The organism is Grimontia sp. NTOU-MAR1, assembly GCF_035758505.1.
GTDB classification, from domain to species: Bacteria; Pseudomonadota; Gammaproteobacteria; order Enterobacterales; family Vibrionaceae; genus Enterovibrio; species Enterovibrio marinus.
Map to the genome: position 1 here is coordinate 2,176,161 of NZ_CP142108.1, position 23,710 is coordinate 2,199,870.

A 23,710-nucleotide genomic window follows, 5' to 3' on the forward strand; every position below is an offset into this window, starting at 1 on the left:
AACGATTAGTTTGCCTTAAAGTTTGGCTCTTTCATGTACTGGAAGAACTCACTGTTAGGGTCCACAACCATGATGTCACCCTTGCTGTTAAAGCTCTTCTCATAGGCTTGCAGCGAGCGCAGGAAATTATAAAACTCCGGCTCTTTGTTGAACGTGTTCGCGTAGATATTTGCTACTTCTGCATCAGCTTCACCGCGTGTAACTCGCGCCGTTTTCTCAGCCTCTGCCAGTACGGTTGCCACTTCCAATTCAGCCTGAGCACGAATAACTTCCGCTTTCTCACGACCTTGTGAACGGTGACGACGAGCTACGGTCTCACGCTCTGCACGCATACGTTCGTATATCGAATCACTGATCTTCTCTGGAAGGTTGATCTTCTTGATACGCATATCAATGACTTCAATGCCGATATCATTCGCACTTTCCTGAACTTCAGTCAGTACGTCTTCCATCACCTGCTCACGCTTCTCAGAGACAATCTCTTTGATGGTTTTGGAACCAATTTCCGCACGCAACCCATCCGCGACTTTACGTTGAAGTAGGGCTTCAGCGGTCAGACGGTTACCACCACCGGTAGACAGGTAGTATTGGCCAAAGTCTTTGATTCGCCACTTGACGTAAGAGTCGATAATCACGTCTTTTTTCTCAGACGTCACGAAGCGATCAGACTGGTCATCCATAGTTTGAATACGCGCATCAAGTAACTGCACACGATCAAACAACGGAAATTTGAACTGAAGACCAGGGCTGTAGATACGCGCCATATCGTCATCGGTTTTCAGTACTCGTCCAAATCGAATCACAATACCACGCTCGCCTTCTTTCACGACAAAGACTGACATCAGACCAACAACGATCGAAACGATAATAAGGGGAATTAATAACTTACGCATAATTAGTATCTCCCCTCACGTGTAGTCGACTGACGAGTATTCGAGTTAGGCGCAACCGACTGAGAAGAACGCTCAAGCTCAATACCATAATCTGCCGCGTTGTCATCGTTAGAAGAACTGCTACGTTGGGCTGGAGTCTGATTCATCAGTTTATCTAATGGTAAGTACAACAAGTTGCCGCTACCTGCTTTAGAGTCGATTAATACCTTACTGGTATTACCGAACACGTTCTCCATGGTCTCAAGATACAAGCGGTTACGTGTCACTTCAGGTGCCGCCTGATATTCAGGCAACAGCTTTTCAAACTGTGCAACGTCACCCTGCGCTTCATTAACGGTTTTCTCTTTGTAACCCAACGCTTCTTTCTTCAGACGCTCCGCACGACCTGTTGCTTTTGGCAAAATGTCATTGCGGTAGGCCTCTGCTTCTTTGATGAAGCGCTCTTCGTCTTCCCTAGCTTTGATCGCATCATCAAATGCTTCCTGCACTTGCTCAGGTGCACGAGCACCTTGCAAGTTAACGTCCACAACAAGAATACCCATGTTGTAGCGATCAATAATTCGGTTGATTTCGACCTCGGTACGCTCACGGATTTGCTGGCGACCCGTAGTCAGGATCTGGTCCATTTCCGCATCACCAATCACTGCACGTAGCGCCGAGTCTGTCGCTTGGCGAAGACTGTCGTCTGCATTTGTCACTGAGAAGAGGTATTTCTCAGGATCAGCAACACGGTATTGAACGTCCATATCAACGTTAACCATATTTTCATCCTTGGTTAACATTTGACCAGACCCGCGTAGAGACCGGATAGCCTGTACGTTTACCGTTTCTACTTCATCGATAAACGTTGGTTTCCAGTTAAGACCAGGCTGAACGATGCGATCGTATTCGCCGAAACGTAGTACAACACCACGCTCTGCTTCACCGATAGTGTAAAAGCCTGAGACACCCCAGATGACTGCACCCACAACGGCAATTACGCCCAATCCAGCAGCACTACTGCCACCAAAAGACGGCCCTTTGCCGCCAAACAAGCCACTCAGTTTGCGGCTTAACTTGCCAAATACCTCATCGAGGTCAGGCGGCCCTTGGTCACGACCACCGCGGTTCCCCCACGGATCTTTGTCCTGACCGCCATTATTTCCTGGCTCATTCCACGCCATTAGAACACTCCATCAGTATGATATGACGATAGTTTTTATACTGTAACAGGCTGTCAGTGGACGATAAAGTCGCCTAACTCACTGCCTTCCCTTTTTTTCAACCTCAACCAGTCTGTTTGAGGTAACCGCACATCGACCAGCAAATGTCCGTCCTGCTCGTATTCTTCATGCGTAATACAGCGCAACTGACAGAATTTACTGTGCATTCTGCCGATAGCTGCTGGTGGAATACGTAAGCGATAGCTTACCATAGTCCCCGCCAGCCTCTCGGTCAGCGCCTCAAAAAGAAGATCTATGCCCTGATCTGCTAGTGCAGATACATAAACAACACGGGGTAAACCTTCTTCATCACGCTCAATGCGCGGCAAGGCCTCTTCCATGTTGTCAATTTTGTTCATCACCAACAGTGTTGGGATTTCATGAGCATCGATTTCTTCAAGTACTACGTCAACCGCTTCAATGTTCTCGCGGAAGCGATCATCACTGGCGTCGATAACATGCAGAAGCAAAGCTGCTTCCTGTGTTTCCTGCAAGGTTGCTTTAAACGCTGCTACCAGATCATGTGGCAGGTGGCGGATAAAGCCAACAGTGTCCGCCAGGATCACATCGCCAACATCTTCCACCTCGATTTTACGCAGCGTCGGATCTAGCGTTGCGAAAAGCTGATCCGCGGCGTAAACCCCCGCTTCGGTGATGCGGTTAAAGAGGGTGGATTTACCGGCGTTGGTGTATCCCACCAGCGAAACGGTTGGTACTTCAGCACGGCTGCGGGCACGTCGGCCCTGTTCGCGCTGTTTAGACACTTTCTCAAGTCTACGCAGGATCGCCTTAACGCGATCACGCAGCAATCGGCGGTCTGTCTCGAGCTGGGTTTCACCAGGACCACGCAGACCGATCCCCCCTTTCTGACGCTCCAAGTGCGTCCAGCCCCGTACGAGTCGGGTGGAAAGGTGGCGAAGCTGCGCCAGCTCTACCTGCAACTTACCTTCGTGAGTGCGGGCACGCTGTGCAAAGATATCTAGGATCAGACCAGTGCGATCAAGCACTCGGCATTTGACCAGACGCTCGAGGTTTCGTTCCTGCGCTGGAGAAAGCGCATGGTTGAAAATAACAATGTCGGCCCCTGTCCATCGAACAGCATCGGCGATCTCGAGGGCTTTACCTTCACCAACGAAGTATTTGGAATGCGGGGACTGACGACTGCCCGTAATGGTTTGCAGTCGACTAACCCCCGCTGACGATACCAGCATTTCAAATTCGCTGAGATCTTCCCATTCGCCTTCTTGGGTGAAGTTGATATGAACTAAAATAGCCTGTTCACCGGCTTCATAACGGTCAAACAAGCGATCAACTCCTTACCAAAGGATTGTTACTCCTCAGTCTTCTCTTGCGGACGTTCATTTGGCGAACGCTCAGAGTTGTTGTGATGGTGGTTCACTGGGCGAGCTGGGACCACGGTGGAAATCGCGTGCTTGTAAACCATTTGGTTTACAGTGTTTTTCAGCAGGATCACGAACTGGTCAAAAGATTCAATCTGGCCCTGAAGCTTAATACCATTTACCAAGTAGATTGAAACAGGTACACGTTCACGACGCAGTGCGTTCAGAAATGGGTCTTGTAGAGATTGCCCCTTAGCCATTTTTAATTTTCCTTATTGGTTTGTAGTTGTATTAGCAACAATAAAATCAACAACGCCGCTTACAACAACCCAAAGTATACCTGTCTCTTCCCAGATCAGGTCAGACACTTTGTGACTGTTTGTAACGATAGCCCGGCATCGTCGCTATCAAGCCATGTCAAATCTTCCCAGCTGCGAAGCCAGGTTATCTGACGTTTGGCTAACTGACGGGTTGCACACACACCACGATAAACTGCATCGTCAAGCGAACAGCTACCCGCCAAATAATCCCACATCTGTCGATACCCAACACATCGAATCGACGGCATATCCGAGTTCAGATCGCCACGATCATAAAGTTTGCGTACCTCCGCTTCGAAACCGGCTTCCATCATTTTTTGGAAGCGCAGCTCTATACGGCGATGCAGCTCTCCCCTTTCCTTAGGGGCTATAGCAAATTGGTGAACCTCATATGGCAATGGTTCACCTTTGGTTTCGGTCAACTCAGTGAGAGTTTTACCCGAAATACGAAAAACTTCCAGCGCTCTCGACAATCGTTGAGGATCATTCGGATGGATCCTCGCACCTGCGACAGGGTCAATCTTGCACAACTCGTCATGCAGTGCCTGCCAGCCCATTTCCCTCGCTTCCTGTTCAATTTTAGCGCGGATCACAGGATCCGCTGATGGCAAAGGAGACAGACCTTCCAATAATGCTTTGAAGTAAAGCATGGTACCACCAACCAAAAGGGGAATTCTCCCTTTTGCGACAATATCTTCCATTTCACGCAATGCGTCTGCACGGAAGTCCGCAGCCGAATAGGCTTCTGACGGATCAAGGATGTCGATCAATCGATGGGGTGCCAATACCAACTCTTCTGCCGTTGGCTTGGCAGTGCCGATATCCATTTCTTGATAGACCAATGCACTGTCGACACTGATGATCTCTACAGGAAACTGTTTTTTCAGGCCAATGGCCAGATCAGTTTTACCTGATGCGGTAGGCCCCATTAAAAAAATTGCCTTCGGCAATGGCTTAGTCATGTTTAAAAGCTTCTATTGCCGCTGTCACGTCAACCGGACGCAACAACGTTGAATAATGCATTGCCAGCCTTTCCTGCCAGCAGTTTTCTAAATCAGCGATCAGTGTAACGGCTTGTGATAGACCGTAAACATCCGTTTTTTGCGTCGCCTGTACGGCCAACCAATTTGCCAGTGATTCAGAAGACAAAGCATCCGACTCACTGGCAATAAATGCCATCATCGCAGGGACAAACTGCTGTAGATTGTAATTCCGTAACGGCTGGCAAACCGCCATCACCATCAACTGAATTGACGACTTTTGACGAAGAAGCATACCAAATTGCTGAAGTAGACTTTCATGTTTCGCAATCAACGCTAATTCTTCCTCTGATGCAGGCAGTGCCTGCGGGATCAATAGCGGTTGCGCTTTCAAGCCTTCGCCCTCTGCCGCAGCCTGAAACTGGCCAAGCATCACCAGGTAAGCTGCTGCATCTAAATCTAACAGTACAATACCCTCCTCACGTTGAAGCATTAAATATTTGGAAGACACTATAGCTAGCGCCTTACCCAAGCCCTTTCCTGCATGTCCAACAGAAACCGGTGTTTTTGCCACCGTTGATGGGATAAACACTGGCGCAGCCTCGGCTACCTGCGTATCCGATGATGGGACGACGGGCGTTGTCATTAGCGCTTCATACACTTTTTGCTCACGCTTGGAAGGCGCACTTTCGCCATATTGCTCGCGGCGTACACTGCTGCCAGACGAAGCTCCCGAAGATGATTGGCTAAAGCCTGATGCACGTGGGCTCTGCCCTGAAAACTGAGGTCGCCATTCCGCGTATTCAGCCTGGCCAGGGTAGTTAGAGTAGGCAGTACCAACAGAGTCCTGACCTTCTACCGAATTGAGGGTTTCAGGTTCTGATACCTCTGGAATAGCTTCAGGCAGGATAGTATTTTGCCCATTGCTGGCGTCACTGACCGACGGCTGTCCAAACTCTAGCGCAGGAGCGTGCTCCGCCGCGACTTGCATCAATGCATCTGCCACGGCCTGATAAATAAAATCATGTACCAGACGCGCCTGATGGAAACGCACTTCGTGCTTAGCCGGATGCACATTGACATCCACCTGATGCGGATCGATATCGATGTAAAGAACGTAAGCCGCAAATTGATCTGGACGCAATGACGCTTCATAGCCCTGACGAATCGCGTGATTGATGAGTTTGTCTTTCATCATCCGAAGGTTCACAAAGCAATGTTGAATATCGTTCTGTGCACGCGCACCTTCTGGCGCACAAATCCAGCCATGAAGGGTTAAGCCCTGATGTTCCAAGCTTACTTCCACTGAGCTTTTCACAAATTGCGAGCCACAAATCGCAGCCAGTCGCTTTTCACGCTGCACATCATTCGAAGCCGCGCGGTACTGGCGAACGACAGCGCCATTGTGGCGCAGTGTGATCGCAACATCAAAGCGGCTCAGCGCAATGCGTTTCAGCAGCTCATCAATGTGACCGAATTCAGTTTTGTCAGTGCGGAGAAATTTGCGACGGGCCGGTGTATTAAAAAATAAATCCACCACTTCAACCGTCGTCCCAACCGGGTGAGCAGCAGGTTTTACCTGTACCGCCATATCCCGCCCTTCTGCATAAGCGGACCAGGCTTCTGATTGGGTGATAGTTCGGGATGTCAAGGATAGCCGGGATACCGAGCTAATACTCGCCAGTGCCTCACCACGAAATCCGAGGCTGATTATGGCTTCAAGATCATCGAGGCAGGAGATTTTGGACGTCGCATGACGGCTGAGGGCCAATTCCAGTTCTTCTTTGGCAATGCCTGAGCCATTATCACGGACACGGATAAGCTTGCTGCCGCCTTTTTCAATGTCGACATCAATACGGGTCGCGCCCGCATCAATGCTGTTTTCGACGAGTTCTTTGACGACAGAAGCAGGCCTTTCAACCACTTCGCCTGCCGCTATCTGGTTAGCAAGGCGTGCAGGTAGGATTTGAATTGCCATGCTTAGCTCCCGGGAATAATCAAGGTCTGGCCAATGGCCAGCTCGTCAGAACGCAATTTATTAGCGCGACGGATACTGTCTACCGTCACTCCATAATTGCTGGCGATTTTACCCAGATACTCCCCACGTTTCACTTTATGCTGTTTATCCTTGGGCTTTATGCCTACAATTTTCAGTTTCTGCCCGATAGCCAATTCATCTGAGCGCAGGCGGTTAGCACTGCGAATGCTGGCAACGCTCACGTCATATTCCTGCGCGATTTTACCCAAGAACTCGCCACGTTTGACTTTGTGAATTACAGTTTTACCTGATGAGACAGTAGGTTTTGAATTGTTAACCGAGGGCTTGGAACCTGACGCCAGTGCACCAACATTGACGTCAGGAACAGTAAGTACTTGCCCCACTCTCAAACTGTTGGACTTCAAGCCATTTGCCGCTTTAATTGCCGATATCGAGCTGCCATATTTTTTCGCAATCACAGACAAAGACTGACCGGAAGTGACTTTGTGTTTGATGCCGTTCTTACGTGCCGCCATCAAGGTGCCGTCTGGCGGGAACTCTTCAAAGTAGGTGAGGATGCCACGATAAACAGCGTTGGCTATTTTCTTTTGGTGACTCGCAGTGTGCAGCAGTTTTTCTTCCTGCGGATTAGTGATAAAGCCAGCTTCGACCAAAAGTGATGGAATATCAGGCGATTTCAGTACTGCAAGACTCGCGTGTTCTGGACTGGATTTGTGAAGCTTTGTCACCTTACCCATTTCATTCAAAACACGAATTGCAACGTCATAACCTTCTTTTTGTGAGTTACTGAACTGCAAGTCCAATACCGCACGGCTAAGGTATTCATCTTGGTTATCATCAAGCAATGCGCCACCACCTAGGAGGTTGGACTGCTCTTCATGCTTCTCAATCCAACGACCGATTTCACTGTTGGCACGGCGGCGGGATAAGACCCACACTGACGCTCCACGAGGCTGAGGTTTATGGAAACCATCAGCATGGATTGAAACCAGTAGATGTGCGCCTTTACGGCGCGCAATATCAGAGCGCTTGTTAAGATCGACGAAGTAGTCACCATTGCGCGTCAATACCGCTTTCATCCCAGGCACTGCATTGATTTTGGCTGCCACCTGACGTGAAATAGAGAGCGTCACATGCTTTTCATATTTACGCCTCGGTCCTACAGCACCTGGATCGTTGCCGCCATGACCCGGGTCAATGGCGATAATAATGTCGTCCGTACCAAACGGTAACGCAGTCTGGGTTTCCGCTGGCGCAGTTGGCTTGGCTGGTTTCGCCACAACAGTTGGCTTTCCGTGTGGTATATCAATAACCAAACGGTGGCCATACTCACCGCCAGGCGCTAGCGGAAATAGGCGGGGCACGCTTTTGCCTTTAAGTTCGAAAACCAGACGGTAAGTGCCCTTGCTCGGTGGGTTACTTTTACGGATTTTAGAAAGGATCTTACTGTCACTAATGTTTTTTGGCAGCTTCATACCCAAAGTAGTGTCCTTCAAGTCCACCACAAGACGGTCTGGCTTTGTCAGAGTAAAATAGCTATAGGATGGCTCTCCAGCCAAATCCATCACTACGCGCGTTTCATCCGGCGCTGGCCAGACACGCACATTTTCTAATGAATTTGCCAGCGCAGGAGAAAGCGCTCCCAGCCAACAGATCAATCCCAGTAACACGCCCCGCCAAAGCATATCGTTATTTCCACTCCAGTTTTGCCAATAACGCTTCACCAACAGGCGTGTTGGCTGTTACCTGCACTGAACGTTGTTCGTCTTTATATTTCAGTGTGATATCAAGATCCGGTTGCGGCAACAAACCTTCACCTTTTTCTGGCCATTCCACCAGGCAAAGTGCTTCAGGTGTGAAGTAATCCCTGATCCCCATGAACTCAAGCTCTTCTGGATCAGCCAGCCTGTAAAGATCAAAATGATAAACCTGCCAGCTATCCAATTGATAAGGCTCTACAAGAGTATATGTCGGGCTTTTTACATTGCCACAATGGCCAAGAGACTGGATAAAACCGCGGGAAAAGGTGGTTTTCCCTGCACCAAGATCGCCGTGAAGATAAATCGTTGTTTGCTGCACGCAAGCGGCCGCGATAGCCGCACCAAAGGCAACTGTTGCCTGCTCATCGACAAGCCCAGCCATAAAATTCTGTGTCATGTTTCTCACTGCTTTTTCAACGGTAACTGTTCTGTCCTACCGCTGTATTTGTTTTATATTTTTTCCAAGAAGCGGAAGCAAATCGCTGGCAATCAGGCCCCGCTCTCGATCTTGTCCAGCTACGTCTGCTGAATAGCTATGTAAATAGGCGCCAAAGTGGGCCGATGCGGAAAGCAAGGGCATTTGTGCCAAGCATCCAGCAATCACACCGGTCAGGACATCCCCCATGCCACCACTAGCCATTCCGGGGTTGCCTGCATCGATGATGCTTAAAGTGCTGCCATCATAAACGATTGTGCCTGCGCCTTTAAGCACCACTGCACCGCCGTAGCGCTTATGCAGTTCTTTGACGGCAGAAAAACGATCACGTTCAATTTCTATTGTGCTGGTTCTTAATAAATTTGCGGCTTCTCCAGGATGCGGCGTCAAAATCCAGTTATCCCTGTATATCGGTGACTCCGCCAGCAGGTTGAGTGCATCAGCATCAACCACCATGGGGCACTCACATGCAACTGCTGCTTCAAACAACTTTCTCGCCCACATACTCTTTCCAAGACCAGGACCAATGGCAATAACATTTGCCCACGCGAAGATGTTGTTAAGCACTTCATTACTTTCATTTTCGTGCCACCATCGTACCATCAGCTCTGGTTGACGGGCCAACAATGCGGGAACATGACTTTCATCAGTTAGGACCGCCACTAACCCAGCACCGCTTCGAAGTGTTGCCTGAGCACTCAGAATAATGGCACCACCCATCCCTTTCTGACCACCCACACACATCACACGCCCTGTATGACCCTTATGTGTGCTGCTTTTACGTTTGGGTTCCAGCTCAGCTGCTTCGGAAAGCATCAGCAGTGTAGACGAAGCAGGAACATTCGCTGCAAACTCTTCACCGATACCCAAGCCGTCATAGAGCAGGTCACCACAATAATCACGCGCCTTGCCAGTGAAGAGACCTTGCTTTAACCCCACAAAGCTCAGTGTACAATCAGCAATGACTGCCTCACCCCAGACATGTCCGGTATCTGCATCCAGACCGCTTGGAAGATCGACCGCGATCTTTGGACAATCGAGCGAATTAATCGCTTGTACAGCCGAAAGATAGAAACCCGATAAATCACGACTGAGCCCGGTGCCAAAAACCGCATCAACCACCAGATCATACTTACCATCAGGAAACGTGCCTTGCACAATCAAACCACCAACAGCCACAAACTTCTGTTGTGCTTTCAATGCATCGCCGCTAACACTAGAGGGGTCGGCTACCGACCAGAGCGTCACAGACATATTGGCTTCAAGGGCCAGCCTTGCAATAACATAGCCGTCGCCGCCGTTATTGCCATTGCCGCAGCATACAAGGATCGACTCTGCATCAGGCCAACGATCTTTCACCACCTCAAAGACAGCAAGGCCTGCACGCTCCATCAAGCTGTACATTTCTACGCCAAGATCTGCTGCAATCTTGTGCTCTCCATCTCTGACCTGATCCGATCGATAAAGTGAGTGTGGTAGACTTGCGCTCATCTTTGTTTTTCCTTGCTGATCTTATGCCTGAATCCCGATCTTCATCGTCGATCAATTTTACCCAACTTGCTGAAAATATCAGGCAATGGGGACACGAACTAGGATTTCAGCATATAGGGATCACTGATGTTGATCTCCGTCAGCATGAAGAACAACTGCAGCGTTGGCTCGATAACGGCTATCACGGCGAAATGGATTGGATGGCGCGCCACGGCATGATGCGTGCCCGTCCACAGGAACTCGTTGAAGGAACAGTCCGTGTAATCAGTGCCAGAATGAATTACCTACCACCTGATGCTGGGTTTGCCAAAACATTGGAAACCCCCTCCCTCGCCTATATCAGTCGTTATGCGCTTGGGCGTGACTATCACAAACTCATCCGCAATCGACTAAAAAAATTGGGTCAGCGCATTGAAGAAGAAATTGGAAAATTCGGCTATCGTCCTTTTGTCGATTCTGCCCCTGTTTTAGAGCGCCCGTTGGCCGAAAAAGCTGGCCTCGGCTGGACAGGAAAGCACTCTCTTCTACTCAGTAAAGACACAGGATCGTGGTTTTTCCTGGGGGAGTTACTTATCGATCTCCCATTGCCGGTGGATGAACCGTCAGAAAATCAATGCGGCAAGTGCGTTGCCTGTATCACCTCTTGCCCAACAGAAGCTATTGTTGGTGACACTATTGTCGACGCCAGGCGATGCATCTCTTACCTGACGATTGAGCTCGATAGTGAAATACCGGAAGAGTTTCGCGAAGCAATGGGTAACCGTATCTACGGCTGTGATGACTGCCAGTTGGTCTGCCCATACAACCGCGAAGCTGACCTAACCAATGAGTCTGATTTTTATGGACGGGAAAGCTTGATTCAAAAGCCTCTTAAAACATTGTTCAGTTGGGATGAAGCGACATTTTTGAAAGAAACTGAAGGCTCTGCCATTCGCCGTATAGGCCACGAAAAATGGCGGCGCAACCTCTCTGTGGCAATGGGGAATGCCCCTTACGATCCAGAGATAATTGAACTTTTGGAATCAGCCAGAGGATTCTCTGCTATGCTTGATCAGCACCTTAATTGGGCGCTGGAACAACAGATGAAACGCCGGAGTGAACATTTTATTGACGTTCTGCCTTCCTCAACCAAGAGGCTGGTCAGAATCGTTCAGAAGGGTTTACCAAGAGATGCCTAAGCGCAATCACACTGTAGTGGAAAGTCACCTATCTGCTCAAAATTAATGCAAAAACAAGACATAGATTCACTTCTTCTGCGAAATGTGGAAAACCTTTTCAGTACGCTATAAAACAGTGCACACTTATAAAGTTAAACACACTCTGTGAATAATCTCAGATGAAAATCACGAAAGGTGATGAAGCTGGGGATAATCGTTTGAAAACAGTGTAAACCGAAAATTTAAAGCCATTAAAAACATAACCTTATAATGAAAATAATTCACAGGAATCAGTTTTCCACCGATCAACATCCGCACAAATAACTCTGAGTGGCATCACATCTTCTGATATTCATCAACGGCTTTACCCACAAGCTAAACATTGTGGATAACTCTGTTAAGAAATACGATAAAAAGCTGCTTAAAGCACAGTGCAGACACATTAACTATAAAAACATATTCAGATTGTATTTGGGCTAGACCTTGCCCGGAGATAATGCTTCACAGCATTAAAGACAACGACCCGCCGTATCCTATAAGTAACTGATACATATAATGCGGAATGTTGGTGCTTACAGATGATGTTCTGTAAGAAATTTGGAGTGATACATGAGGTTCCGGCTCTCAAGGTAAAAGACGTGACCTCAACCTTGGCTTGATACCTGCTGTAGCGCACTTCCAAATGGAAGTTTGGAGCGACACACGAGGTTCGAACTCGTGACCTCAACCTTGGCAAGGTTGCGCTCTACCAGCTGAGCTAGTGTCGCATTCAAAGAGCGTCCGAAATGCTTCGGTAAATTTGAATCAAATGGCTAAATTTGCTTCTTATCGAAAAAACTCGAGTAATACACAAGGTTCCCGATTTTCAAGGCTTAGGCTTGACCTTCGTCTTGGCAGTTTTTCTTGCGTTTTTCACTTCCAAAAAGAAAGTTTAGCTTTTCCACTTAGAACTTAGAACTTAGAGAAAGTGGAGCGACACACGAGGTTCGAACTCGTGACCTCAACCTTGGCAAGGTTGCGCTCTACCAGCTGAGCTAGTGTCGCATTGCCCATCCGACAATTAATCGGAATCACTTCAAATTTTGGAGCGACACACGAGGTTCGAACTCGTGACCTCAACCTTGGCAAGGTTGCGCTCTACCAGCTGAGCTAGTGTCGCATAGATCATCCGACGATCAATCGGATCATTCAAATTTTTGGAGCGACACACGAGGTTCGAACTCGTGACCTCAACCTTGGCAAGGTTGCGCTCTACCAGCTGAGCTAGTGTCGCTTTATCAAAGACATTTGTCTCTGTCAGGGCTGCGAATTATACGAAGAAAAATCACGGATGCAATACTCTGAATACAGAATTTTTGATTTTTCTTCGTATCGGTTATTTTGCAGTCAGATCGTAAAGATCTTGCTCCGATAATAGCGAAGCTCTTCAATAGACTCACGAATATCATCAAGAGCCAGATGCGTGCCCTGCTTTTGGAATCCTGATAATACCCCTGGTTCCCAACGACGAACCAACTCTTTGATCGTGCTGACATCGACAGTGCGGTAATGGAAAAAGCGTTCTAGATCAGGCATGTGTTTGTAAAGGAATCGGCGATCCTGTCCAACACTGTTGCCACAGATTGGCGACACACCCGCTGGCACCCAGTCTTGCAGGAAGGCGATCGTCTGTTTGATCGCGTCTGTTTCGCTTACAGAGCTGGCTTTCACGCGATCCACCAGCCCACTGTGGGTGTGCGTATTGGTACACCACTCATCCATTTTCGCCAGTTCTTGATCAGACTGATGAATGGCGAGCACAGGCCCTTCAGCTAATACATTAAGCTCAGCATCTGTTACAACGGTAGCGATCTCAATGACTTTGTGTACTTCTGGGTCAAGCCCTGTCATTTCAAGATCAATCCAGATTAAATTCTTATCGCTGAAAGACATCCAAATTGCCTATTTTGCAAGTAAACCATGTATCATACTTAGCCTGACATGAAAGCCAACTAAACTAGCGACATTCTCGTGGCAAAAAAGAAAAAGCTCACAAAAGGCCAGTTACGCCGAGTACGCACAAATCAAAAAAAACGCATCGATCGCCAGCAAGAAGAGGTCCAATGGGACGAATCTCTGCTTGAGTCTGCCCGTGAAGGGGTGGTGATCACCCGTTTCGGTCAGCACGCTGACATCGAAGATACTCAAACTGGCATCATCCACCGTTGCAACCTTCGCCGCTCTATCGAAAGCTTGGTGACCGGGGACAAAGTCATCTGGCGTCCAGGTGTGGAAACACTGCAAGGTATCGCTGGCGTTGTGGAAGCTGCTCATGAACGCCACTCAGTGCTTACCCGTCCTGATTACTATGACGGCGTCAAACCAGTCGCGGCCAATATTGATCAGGTGGTGATCGTTTCCGCGATATTACCCGAATTGTCTACGAACATTATAGACCGTTACCTTATCGCCACCGAACAGGTTGGTTTCAAACCCCTTATCGTGATCAACAAGATTGATTTGTTGGACGATGAAGGCCTTGAAATGGTTAAGAATTTCCTCGCTTTATATGCCGAAATTGGCTACGAAGTGTTGATGGTTAGCCAGAAGAACGGTGAAGGCGTTGACGAGCTAAAGGCACGTTTAGCTGATGGCACCAGTATTTTCGTGGGTCAATCTGGCGTAGGCAAATCCAGCCTAGTGAATGCCCTGCTTCCTGAAGTAAATGCCGACATCGGTGAAGTTTCTGAAAACTCAGGGCTTGGCCAACACACCACAACGACAGCGCGTTTGTACCACTTCCCTGATGGTGGAGATCTGATTGATAGCCCAGGGGTGCGAGAGTTCGGTCTTTGGCATTTAGAGCCTGAACAGGTGACACAAGGCTTTAAAGAATTCCGCAAATTCCTCGGTGGCTGTAAGTTCCGCGACTGCAAACACAAAGATGATCCAGGCTGCTTGCTGCGAGAAGCAGTAGAAGATGGCAAAGTCAGTGCAGAGCGTTTCGAGAGCTACCATAAAATCATCGACAGCATGTCTGAGATGAAGGCAAACCGTCAGTTTTCACGCAACAAAGAAAACTGATCCGTTTCGCTCAACTACACATCAACTGGTTAGCGGCCTGTTAATTTTGTAAACTAGGCCGCTTTTTAAATTCCAGGCCCGTTCTCGGGCGCATACGAGTTAGGAATATAACCGTGTCTAACGATTTAAAAATTGGCCTGCAGTACTGCATGCCAAAACACCTGCTGACCCGACTTGTTGGCAAACTGGCAGCAGCTAAAGCCGGCTTTCTGACAACGGCTGTGATCAAGTGGTTTATCCGCCAGTACAAGGTGGAAATGAACGAAGCTAAGAACTCAGATCCGAAAAGCTATCCAACCTTTAATGACTTCTTCGTCCGTGAATTAAAAGACGGCGCACGCCCTCTGAATGACGAAGCAAACGTGATTGCCCACCCTGCCGATGCATGTGTGAGCCAAGCTGGCCCAATTGAAAAAGGCCGTCTGATTCAGGCGAAAGGCCATACCTTTGATGCCTGTGAGCTGCTGGGCGGCGACGCCAAGCTGGCAGAAGAATTTACTGATGGCGACTTCGCTACGCTGTACCTGTCACCACGTGATTACCATCGTGTTCACATGCCATGTGACGGCACACTGCGCCAGATGATTTACGTACCGGGCGACCTGTTCTCCGTCAACCCGCTGACCGCAGAAAATGTCCCTAACCTGTTCGCACGTAATGAGCGCGTGGTATGTATCTTCGATACCGCTTTCGGTCCAATGGCGCACATTCTGGTTGGCGCGACCATTGTCGGCAGCATTGAAACGGTTTGGTCAGGCACAGTTACACCTCCTACTGGTCAAAGCATCCGCCGCTGGGATTACCCAGCAGAAGGCGAGCAAGCCATCACGCTGAAAAAAGGCGAAGAGATGGGTCGCTTCAAGCTGGGTTCAACCGTGATCAACCTGTTCCCGAAAGACGCCATCACCTTTGATGACGCCATCATTCCTGGCAAACCAACCCGCATGGGTGAGGTTTACGCACGCCGGAACAGTGTTGAAGCATCGGCTCAGACAGAAGGCAACGAAGCGCAAACCGCCGAATAAGCATACTGGTAACACAAGCTGTGATTTGTAACGAAAAGGGCAGCTATGCCCTTTTTTGTGCCCAAAGTTTATCCAGACACAGAGTATTTTCTCTGCCACTACGTATCCTTTAGCTCGTACTGAGCGGCATCATGGACAAGGAAGAGCTGAAACTCATCAACTGGGATGTGCTTTGGCTGGTAGCGGGCGGTATCGCGATTGGTTTGGCGATCGATAAGACCGGGCTGACGCTGCGCTGTCTCATGCCGTGGATTACGATGCCTTATCACCACTCGCCGTGGTGCGAACGCTCTCTATGATTTGCTGGCTAATGGCGAATTTCATGTCCAACACTGTCACCGCAAACCTCCTGATGCCAATTGCCGCAGCGGTTGCAATGTCGATGGACAGCCTTGTTTCTGTCGGCAACATTCAGGGGCTTCTTGTCGTCGTTGCCTTCTCTGCATCTCTCGGGATGATACTTCCTGTATCAACACCGCCAAACAGTCTGCCTTACTCCACAGGGCTCATTGAAAGTGAAGACATGGCGAAAGTCGGCACTATCTTGGGTCTGGCTGGCCTTGTGATTGTCTACACCGCTCTACTTATCCTAAACTGATCACAGCTAATTGCGGGGAAGTGAAACACCCACTTTTCCCGCTAAGCTCCAGCAGCTAAACTCGCGCTCCCTCCGGTTTTTTACGTTAAAGGTGTCATCTTGAGTTACGAATGGCTCGCGCTCGGCGCTGCCTTCCTATGGGGTATTTCTAGCCTGATTTCGGTCACGCCTGCGCGTCATTTGGGCAGCTTTACCTATAGCCGCTGGCGGATGGCATGTGTGTCAGTGATGCTGACGACACTGGCCTTGCTTACAGGTGGCTGGGCAACCGTCTCATCCGATATTCTCTGGCCAATGGCACTGTCTGGTCTTATCGGGATCTTTATCGGCGATACCGCCCTGTTTGGCTGTATGAACCGAATAGGCCCCCGACGCTCTGTCCTCTTGTATTCCTGTCATGCGGTCTTTTCTGCCCTGCTAGGTATTTGGTTGTTTGGTGAAACACTAGAAGGGATCCGCCTGTTCGGTGCCATTCTGGTGTTTTCCGGTGTGATGATTGCCGTTTTCTTCCGTCAAAGCGGTAATGCGCACCAATGGGAAGAAACTAAAGGCAATATCTGGGTGGCTGTCGGACTGGGTTTGACCGCAGCGCTTTGTCAGTCGCTGGGTGGGGTCATTGCCAAGCCTGTTTTAACTCAAGGTGTAGATCCGATTGCCGCTTCCGCAATCCGGATGATTGCAGCCTTCCTTGCCCACGGCACACTGATTTTCCTCCAGATACGTGTCGCGCAACCTGTTAACCCGATCAACTGGCATATCTTCGGCATGGTTGTCGTGAACGGCTTTTTGGCAATGGCTGTCGGTATGACCCTGATTATGTACGCGCTGAAATGGGGTGAAGTCGGCATGGTCGCGCTACTGTCTTCCACGACACCGGTAATGATCCTGCCGTTGATTTGGCTGTTTACCCGCGTGCGCCCTGCACCAAGCGCTTGGTTAGGTGCGGCGCTCACTGTTATTGGCGCTGGTCTTATCGTTACCAGTAGCTGATAGGATTCTCAATAAAAAACGCCGCATGATGCGGCGTTTTTTATTGGAGCGGGGTTAAGCTCGCCCGACCGGGAAAGCAATCACCTCATCGATGTGGGTTTTGTCTAAAGCCAGCATGATCAGACGATCGATACCCAACGCAACACCTGCGCAATCCGGCAAGCCATGACGAATCGCTTCAATCAAATGATGATCGATAGGTTGGGCTTGCAGCCCCATCTTTTCGCGCTTGCGGTTATCTTCTTCAAAACGGGCCAATTGCTCGTCGGCGTTGTCCAGTTCATAGAAACCGTTCGCGAGTTCAATACCTTTAAAGTAGACCTCGAAGCGCGCCGCCACGCGGCTATCGTCTTCACACACTCGCGCCAGTGCCGCCTGTGATGCCGGGAAGTTGTAAACGAAAGCCGGAACAGTTTGGCCAATTTTCTCTTCAACACCAACGCTGAATAAGAGTTGCAGCAAGGTATCGCGGTCTTCTTCCGGCTCGGCGATATCAGACAATCCGAGTGATGCAGCTGCGGCCTTTAACTCGTCCATCGAGCCTTCTAGCGGGCAAACACCGAGTACCTTGATGAACGCTTCCTGATACGTCATTCGCTCTGCACCGACAACGCCCAGAATCAGTTGAAGCAAAGCATCCATTTCATCCATCAATGCATGATGGTCAAAGCCCGGACGGTACCATTCCAACATGGTGAACTCAGGGTTGTGGTTTCGCCCTGCTTCTTCGTTACGAAAGGCTTTGTTGATTTGGTAGATAGCACCACTCCCCGCCGCCAGCAGGCGTTTCATGTGGAACTCAGGGCTGGTCATCATGTAAAGCGGGATACCCTTAGCGAAACCTGGGCCAACAAATTCCGTCTTGAAGGTATGCAGATGAAAATCCGTCACCGTCGCCTGACTCATGGCTGGCGTGTCCACTTCCAGCACATCACGCTCGGCAAAAAAGCCGCGAATATCGTTCACCAGTTTGGCTCTGGCTTTCAGGGTTTCAATTTCTGCGGTGGGACGCCATTCAAGGGTCATTGCTATCACTCAATCTCATTATGACTGGCGGCATTTTAGCTTTCGCGAGGCATGATAGAAACCCGTGCTTTTATCAGCCTCAGAAATGCCTTTTCTGCCCTTTCATTCAAGCGACTAAATTAGCGCAATAAAAGCGCAAAACTCCTTTCGATAACCATTCTCATTTTCACCATTTTTCCTTTTTAAAAGAGAGAGTTAAATTGCGTGTGGCGATGACAGATTTTACGTGTCAGAAACAAGAGAGAACGACGCGCAACCTCTGTTTAACAAGGTGATTTCTTCCTGTCTAACGACCTGGGTCACAAATCTACTGCTCTGGCTTTTTAGAAGGCAGAAACTCGGAACAAATACCCTTTCAGGTCAAAATTTACGGGATTTAACTTTAATAAGATGGGGAAAGTTTTTGAGTTAGATGCACGGTTAGCATCTTTAAATTTTTAACAATCCTCCGGAGGATAGCTGTGAAAACCATTACCACAGATATCGCTGTTATTGGCGCGGGCGGTGCAGGTCTTCGTACTGCAATTGCTGCTGCAGAAGCAAACCCAGAGCTGGAAATCGCTTTGGTTTCCAAAGTTTACCCAATGCGTTCCCACACGGTGGCCGCAGAAGGTGGCTCCGCCGCTGTCATCAAGGATGAGGATAGTCTCGACAACCACTTTAACGATACCGTTGGCGGTGGTGACTGGCTATGTGAACAGGACGTTGTTGAATATTTCGTAGAGAACGCGACTCGCGAAATGATTCAGTTGGAGCAATGGGGTTGCCCATGGAGCCGCAAGGAAAACGGTGATGTAAACGTACGTCGCTTCGGTGGTATGAAGGTTGAGCGCACCTGGTTTGCCGCTGATAAAACCGGCTTCCACATGCTGCACACCCTGTTCCAGACATCGATCAAATACCCACAAATCAAACGTCTCGACGAGTATTTCGTCGTTGACCTGCTGGTTGTCGACAACGAAGTACAAGGCCTTATCGCCATTCACATGGCGGAAGGGGAGCTGGTCTGCATTAAAGCGAAATCTGTCGTACTGGCAACCGGTGGTGCGGGTCGTGTTTACAACTGCAACACCAACGGCGGTATCGTGACTGGCGACGGCATGGCGATGGCTTTCCGTCACGGTGTGGCACTGCGCGACATGGAGTTCGTTCAATATCACCCAACTGGCCTGCCAGGCACCGGCATTCTGATGACAGAAGGCTGTCGCGGTGAAGGCGGCATCATCGTCAATAAGAACGGCTACCGTTACCTTCAAGATTACGGCATGGGCCCGGAAACTCCGGTTGGCCAGCCAAAGAACAAATACATGGAACTGGGCCCGCGTGACAAAGTGTCGCAAGCGTTCTGGCACGAGCAACAAAAAGGCAACACCATCAAGCACCCACTGGGTGACGTGGTTCACCTTGACCTTCGCCACCTGGGTGAAGAGTACCTCAAGGAACGTCTGCCGTTTATCTGTGAGCTGGCAAAAGCATACGTGAATGTCGACCCAGCCAAAGAGCCAATCCCAATCCGTCCTACCGTGCATTACACCATGGGTGGTATCGAAACTGATTCCCGCACTGAAACCAGCATTAAGGGTCTGTTTGCAGTGGGTGAATGTTCTTCTGTCGGCCTGCACGGCGCGAACCGTTTGGGCTCAAACTCTCTGGCAGAACTGGTGGTCTTTGGCCGCGTAGCCGGTAAAGGTGCCGCTGACCGTGCCGCTGAATTCAAAAGCTGGGACGAAGCTGAAATCGCAAATCAGATGGAAGCAGTGAAAGCTCGCATCGATGTGCTGATGTCTCAAGAAGGCGATGAGAACTGGGCGGAAATCCGCACTGAAATGGGTCATACCATGGAAGCGGGTTGTGGTATCTACCGCCGCGAAGAGCTGATGCAAGACACAATCAACAAACTGGCTGAGCTGAAAGAGCGTTACAAGCGCATCAGCATCAAAGACAAGGGCAAAGTGTTCAACACTGACCTGCTGTATGCGATTGAAGTGGGCTACGGTCTGGAAGTTGCTGAAGCCATGGCACATTCCGCCGTGCTTCGCCGTGAATCCCGTGGTGCACACCAGCGTTTAGATGACGGCTGCACTGAGCGTGATGACCAGAACTTCCTGAAGCACTCGCTGGCGTTCTATAACCCAGAAGGTGCACCAACGATTAAATACAGTGACGTGAAAATCACCAAGTCTCAGCCAAAAGCACGTCTTTACGGCGCCGCTGCAGAAGAAGCTGAAGCAGCAGCGAAGAAGGCTGAAAAAGCAGAGAAGGAGCAGGCATAATGTCAGCAAACCGCATTCAGAAAGTCAGCATTCTTCGCTACGACCCATCGAAAGATGACGAACCACGTCTGCAAACGTTCGACGTGCCATTTGATGAAACCATGTCTGTACTGGACGCGTTGGGTTACATCAAAGATCACCTGGACAAAGATCTGTCTTACCGCTGGTCTTGCCGCATGGCGATCTGTGGTTCGTGCGGCATCATGGTCAACAAGGTGCCAAAGCTGGCATGTAAAGCCTTCCTGCGTGATTACCCAGACGGTGTAACCATCGAGCCACTGGCGAATTTTCCTATCGAGAAAGATTTGATTGTCGACATGACGCCGTTCATCGAGCGTCTTGAAGCCATCAAGCCGTACATCATTGGTAATGACCGCACACCGGAACATGGCCCGAACAACCAGACGCCTGAGCAAATGGCGCGCTACAAACAGTTCGCTGGCTGCATCAACTGCGGTCTGTGTTACGCGGCATGTCCGCAGTTTGGTCTGAACCCTGAGTTCATTGGCCCAGCTGCACTGACACTGGCACACCGCTACAACCTCGACAGCCGTGATAACGGTGCTGCTGAGCGTATGAAGCTGATTAACGGTGAAAATGGCGCTTGGGGTTGTACCTTTGTGGGTTACTGCTCTGAAGTGTGTCCGAAGAACGTTGATCCAGCAGGCGCGGTAAACCAAGGCAAGATCGCATCGTCACAAGACTTCGTGATCGCAATGCTCAAGCCAGGTGGCTCTGAGAAAGTGGAGGCTTAAGGATGTCTAACCGTAAACCTTACGTTCGTGAAATGAAGCGTACCTGGTGGAAAGACCATCCTTTCTACCGCATGTACATGGTGCGTGAAGCCACTGTGCTTCCGCTGATTTTCTTCACCCTGTGCCTGACTTTCGGTTTAGGCGGTCTGGTCGTTGGCGAAGCGGCATGGAATGGCTGGTTGTCGTTCATGGCAAACCCAGTGGTTATCGCGATCAACATCGTGGCACTCGCGGGTAGCCTTTTCCACGCACAGACTTTCTTCAGCATGATGCCGCAAGTGATGCCTATCCGCATCGGTGGAAAGTTGCTGGATAAGAAAGTGATCGTCCTGACGCAGTGGGCTGCTGTTGCGGTGATTTCTGCTGTCATTCTGTTTCTGGTCTAACCCCGGCATCTGAGGAGATTTAACGTGGTCGATTTGAATCCAAAACGTTCTGACGAACCGGTATGGTGGAGTCTGTTTGGTGCAGGTGGTTCATGGTTTGCAATGATCACCCCTGTGACCATTCTGGTTCTGGGCATTATGGCACCAATGGGCATGCTGGATGCAGAAGTATTGAGCTACGAGCGCGTGACAGGTTTTGTCACTAGCTTCATCGGCGCACTGTTCACCATCGGTACTCTGTCTCTACCAATGTGGCATGCAATGCACCGCTTGCACCATGGTATGCACGATCTAAAATTCCACACTGGCACCGCAGGCAAAGTCGCCTGTTACGCAACGGCATTTCTGATCAACGCCCTGTCTGTTATCTTCATTTTCATGATTTAACAGCCAGTAAAACAAGAAAAAGGGAGCATTCGCTCCCTTTTTGTTTACCTAGGCTCTGTTGAAATAGACCTTTATTGCTGCACTTTCTGCATAGCTTCGGTTTTTTCCATCATTCCCAATGCGCCAAGCCCGGTGATCACATCAAGGTTGGTGGTCATCTTTCCGCCATCACCGCCACCAAAGTAATGCTTTGGCACTTCAACTTTGAAGTCTTTCAGGTTGTGATAAAGCGACGTAGAAATATCTCGGTTAAGCTCTGCCAGATAGACGTCGCGGTTTGCACCATAGGCATCATACTTGGCTTTCAATATGGCCGCCTCCGCTTCACCTTTAGCCAGAATCGCTAGAGCTTCGAACTCCGCAGCCTTCGCGTTAGCTTGTTGAATCGCAAGGTTGGCTTCGGCAATCGCCAGCTCTTTGGATTTCTCCACTTCCGCCAATTGCTTGGTTTTCTCTACCTCAACAATCTCACGTTTGGCAATTTGCTGCGCAACCGCTACCTCTTTTTGTTGGGCAATCACCGCCAGCTCTTTAGTACGCTGTGCATCCTGTACTTCACGGGTACGTTGGATTTCTTTACGAAGCTGCTCGGTTTCTGCTTGCGCCTTCGAGGTTTCCTGCTCCTGAATCGCACGGATACGATCCGCGACCAGTCGTTTCTTATCAGCTAACAATTGGTCTAACTGCTTCTCCGGTTGCGGATCGCCGATGGTGACCTGAGTGACATGAATACCATATTGCTGCAGCGGGTTATCCTGTCGGATTGGCTGACCACTTGCATCACGTACAGGCACGGTTTTCCAGACCAATTGTTGGGTGCGTTGCAGCTTGTTGGCATCAGATTGATCCAAACCAACAGGTGCCAAATCCAACTCTTCCACTTCAACCTGACGACGTTCGGTCAAATAGATCCCTTCACGAAGCTGATCGCCCAGTTTGGATTTGAATTGGTTCAGTCCGCCCTGGAAGAACTCCTCTCCCGTGTACTGGGTTGCCGTGATCACCGTGACGTTTCGTGCGTTTTTCACCAACAAAGCATCAATCAGGTTGCTGTTGTTACGAAATTCTCGGTGCATTTTCTTCACGGCTTCCGGATCGTTGCTTAGCTTAAAGCGGTAAGTCACCGGAATTTGGCCGATGTAAGTATCCGCAAAGCGCACCTGCACCGGATCCAGACGCTGGTAGAAATCTTCACCTGCGTTGTTACCGAATGACACAGTGATCACTTGATCGTACTGCGTGATCTTCGACAAAAACGGCATCCGAAAGTGAATACCCGGCTCGGTAAACACATCCAGTTCACCTGTCATATTGTTCTGATGAACATAGGTGTAACCTGCATCTGTCATCAATACTGAGCTATTAATTGTCAGCCCTAACCCGAGCAGCGGTATACCAATAATCGCTGCTTTTAGACCTGTTCTAGCCAACTGACGTCTTTCTTCCATTTTTAAACCCTGTCCTAGATTTTTAGTGTCCATATTCTTTTCCTTCTTATTTGCTGCTTGATGAATAAAGCGGTATGGCTTTTAGGCCAAAGTGAATAACTAATCATCACCAGCGGGAATAAATGTAACAAAAAATTTATAACAGGAATATTCGAAACATTAGCCTTATTTATTCGGTTTT

The 23,710-nt window shown here is 49.4% G+C and carries 20 protein-coding genes, 4 tRNA genes and 1 pseudogene; 9 read left to right on the forward strand and 16 right to left on the reverse strand.

What is annotated here, in order from left to right; genetic code table 11:
- Positions 1 to 5: 5 nt before the first annotated feature.
- The 9 genes from hflC to VP504_RS09885 form a co-directional block, all read right to left on the reverse strand.
- Positions 6 to 893 (reverse strand): protease modulator HflC, encoded by an 888-nt coding sequence (hflC, locus tag VP504_RS09845; RefSeq protein WP_325891024.1) that lies wholly within the window; start codon positions 891 to 893, stop codon positions 6 to 8.
- A 2-nt stretch (positions 894 to 895) separates the two neighbouring features.
- Positions 896 to 2,056, reverse strand: a complete 1,161-nt coding sequence (gene hflK, locus VP504_RS09850; RefSeq protein ID WP_062712374.1) for an FtsH protease activity modulator HflK — start codon at positions 2,054 to 2,056, stop codon at positions 896 to 898.
- A gap of 53 nt (positions 2,057 to 2,109) precedes the next feature.
- On the reverse strand, positions 2,110 to 3,399 hold the full coding sequence (gene hflX / locus VP504_RS09855; protein ID WP_325891025.1) for a ribosome rescue GTPase HflX: 1,290 nt from the start codon (positions 3,397 to 3,399) through the stop codon (positions 2,110 to 2,112).
- A gap of 26 nt (positions 3,400 to 3,425) precedes the next feature.
- The gene (hfq, locus tag VP504_RS09860; protein ID WP_062666682.1) at positions 3,426 to 3,695 is read right to left on the reverse strand and encodes an RNA chaperone Hfq; all 270 of its coding nucleotides are present in this window, start codon (positions 3,693 to 3,695) and stop codon (positions 3,426 to 3,428) included.
- A 95-nt stretch (positions 3,696 to 3,790) separates the two neighbouring features.
- Positions 3,791 to 4,717, reverse strand: a complete 927-nt coding sequence (gene miaA / locus VP504_RS09865) for a tRNA (adenosine(37)-N6)-dimethylallyltransferase MiaA (protein WP_325891026.1) — start codon at positions 4,715 to 4,717, stop codon at positions 3,791 to 3,793.
- Entirely contained in the window at positions 4,710 to 6,713 is a 2,004-nt protein-coding gene (gene mutL, locus VP504_RS09870) for a DNA mismatch repair endonuclease MutL (RefSeq protein WP_325891027.1), read from the reverse strand. Before mutL ends, miaA begins: the two co-directional genes overlap by 8 nt.
- 2 nt (positions 6,714 to 6,715) lie before the next feature.
- A complete protein-coding gene (locus VP504_RS09875; protein WP_325891028.1) occupies positions 6,716 to 8,419 on the reverse strand; it encodes an N-acetylmuramoyl-L-alanine amidase in 1,704 nt (567 codons plus the stop codon).
- A gap of 4 nt (positions 8,420 to 8,423) precedes the next feature.
- Positions 8,424 to 8,891 carry a tRNA (adenosine(37)-N6)-threonylcarbamoyltransferase complex ATPase subunit type 1 TsaE gene (tsaE, locus tag VP504_RS09880; RefSeq protein ID WP_325891030.1) on the reverse strand — a complete coding sequence of 156 codons (468 nt, stop codon included), beginning with the start codon at positions 8,889 to 8,891 and terminating at the stop codon, positions 8,424 to 8,426.
- Between the two features lie 36 nt (positions 8,892 to 8,927).
- The gene (locus tag VP504_RS09885; RefSeq protein ID WP_325891032.1) at positions 8,928 to 10,421 is read right to left on the reverse strand and encodes an NAD(P)H-hydrate dehydratase; all 1,494 of its coding nucleotides are present in this window, start codon (positions 10,419 to 10,421) and stop codon (positions 8,928 to 8,930) included.
- 50 nt (positions 10,422 to 10,471) lie between these two features.
- Here VP504_RS09885 and queG point away from each other — a divergent pair, with 50 nt between their 5' ends.
- The gene (gene queG, locus VP504_RS09890; RefSeq protein WP_325894020.1) at positions 10,472 to 11,599 is read left to right on the forward strand and encodes a tRNA epoxyqueuosine(34) reductase QueG; all 1,128 of its coding nucleotides are present in this window, start codon (positions 10,472 to 10,474) and stop codon (positions 11,597 to 11,599) included.
- A gap of 670 nt (positions 11,600 to 12,269) precedes the next feature.
- On the opposite strand, the gene VP504_RS09895 is transcribed toward queG, so the two are convergent.
- From VP504_RS09895 to orn, 5 genes are all read right to left on the reverse strand, one after another.
- Positions 12,270 to 12,345, reverse strand: a tRNA-Gly gene (locus VP504_RS09895).
- Positions 12,346 to 12,546: 201 nt separating this feature from the next.
- Positions 12,547 to 12,622: transfer RNA gene (locus VP504_RS09900), tRNA-Gly, on the reverse strand.
- A gap of 39 nt (positions 12,623 to 12,661) precedes the next feature.
- A tRNA-Gly gene (locus VP504_RS09905) sits at positions 12,662 to 12,737 on the reverse strand.
- A 38-nt stretch (positions 12,738 to 12,775) separates the two neighbouring features.
- Positions 12,776 to 12,851, reverse strand: a tRNA-Gly gene (locus VP504_RS09910).
- 113 nt (positions 12,852 to 12,964) lie between these two features.
- On the reverse strand, positions 12,965 to 13,510 hold the full coding sequence (orn, locus tag VP504_RS09915) for an oligoribonuclease (RefSeq protein WP_325891034.1): 546 nt from the start codon (positions 13,508 to 13,510) through the stop codon (positions 12,965 to 12,967).
- Positions 13,511 to 13,588: 78 nt separating this feature from the next.
- Between orn and rsgA the strand changes: the two genes are divergently transcribed.
- From rsgA to VP504_RS09935, 4 genes and pseudogenes are all read left to right on the forward strand, one after another.
- On the forward strand, positions 13,589 to 14,641 hold the full coding sequence (gene rsgA / locus VP504_RS09920; RefSeq protein WP_325891035.1) for a small ribosomal subunit biogenesis GTPase RsgA: 1,053 nt from the start codon (positions 13,589 to 13,591) through the stop codon (positions 14,639 to 14,641).
- A 113-nt stretch (positions 14,642 to 14,754) separates the two neighbouring features.
- Positions 14,755 to 15,666 carry an archaetidylserine decarboxylase gene (gene asd, locus VP504_RS09925; protein ID WP_325891036.1) on the forward strand — a complete coding sequence of 304 codons (912 nt, stop codon included), beginning with the start codon at positions 14,755 to 14,757 and terminating at the stop codon, positions 15,664 to 15,666.
- A gap of 119 nt (positions 15,667 to 15,785) precedes the next feature.
- Positions 15,786 to 16,264: pseudogene (locus VP504_RS09930) on the forward strand (SLC13 family permease); the annotation flags it as partial.
- A 99-nt stretch (positions 16,265 to 16,363) separates the two neighbouring features.
- Positions 16,364 to 17,254: a DMT family transporter gene (locus VP504_RS09935; RefSeq protein ID WP_325891037.1), complete on the forward strand. Its 891-nt coding sequence runs from the start codon at positions 16,364 to 16,366 to the stop codon at positions 17,252 to 17,254.
- A gap of 54 nt (positions 17,255 to 17,308) precedes the next feature.
- Here the strand turns inward: VP504_RS09935 and epmA are convergent, their stop codons facing one another.
- A complete protein-coding gene (gene epmA, locus VP504_RS09940) occupies positions 17,309 to 18,280 on the reverse strand; it encodes an elongation factor P--(R)-beta-lysine ligase (protein ID WP_325894021.1) in 972 nt (323 codons plus the stop codon).
- A gap of 461 nt (positions 18,281 to 18,741) precedes the next feature.
- Between epmA and frdA the strand changes: the two genes are divergently transcribed.
- The 4 genes from frdA to frdD are packed head-to-tail and all read left to right on the forward strand — an operon-like array spanning position 18,742 to position 22,081.
- Positions 18,742 to 20,553: a fumarate reductase (quinol) flavoprotein subunit gene (gene frdA, locus VP504_RS09945; protein ID WP_325891038.1), complete on the forward strand. Its 1,812-nt coding sequence runs from the start codon at positions 18,742 to 18,744 to the stop codon at positions 20,551 to 20,553.
- Positions 20,553 to 21,308: a succinate dehydrogenase/fumarate reductase iron-sulfur subunit gene (locus VP504_RS09950; RefSeq protein ID WP_325891039.1), complete on the forward strand. Its 756-nt coding sequence runs from the start codon at positions 20,553 to 20,555 to the stop codon at positions 21,306 to 21,308. Before frdA ends, VP504_RS09950 begins: the two co-directional genes overlap by 1 nt.
- 2 nt (positions 21,309 to 21,310) lie before the next feature.
- Entirely contained in the window at positions 21,311 to 21,694 is a 384-nt protein-coding gene (gene frdC / locus VP504_RS09955) for a fumarate reductase subunit FrdC (RefSeq protein ID WP_325891040.1), read from the forward strand.
- Between the two features lie 24 nt (positions 21,695 to 21,718).
- On the forward strand, positions 21,719 to 22,081 hold the full coding sequence (gene frdD / locus VP504_RS09960) for a fumarate reductase subunit FrdD (RefSeq protein ID WP_325891041.1): 363 nt from the start codon (positions 21,719 to 21,721) through the stop codon (positions 22,079 to 22,081).
- A gap of 71 nt (positions 22,082 to 22,152) precedes the next feature.
- On the opposite strand, the gene VP504_RS09965 is transcribed toward frdD, so the two are convergent.
- The gene (locus VP504_RS09965; protein WP_002535615.1) at positions 22,153 to 23,562 is read right to left on the reverse strand and encodes an SPFH domain-containing protein; all 1,410 of its coding nucleotides are present in this window, start codon (positions 23,560 to 23,562) and stop codon (positions 22,153 to 22,155) included.
- Between the last annotated feature and the right edge of the window lie 148 nt (positions 23,563 to 23,710).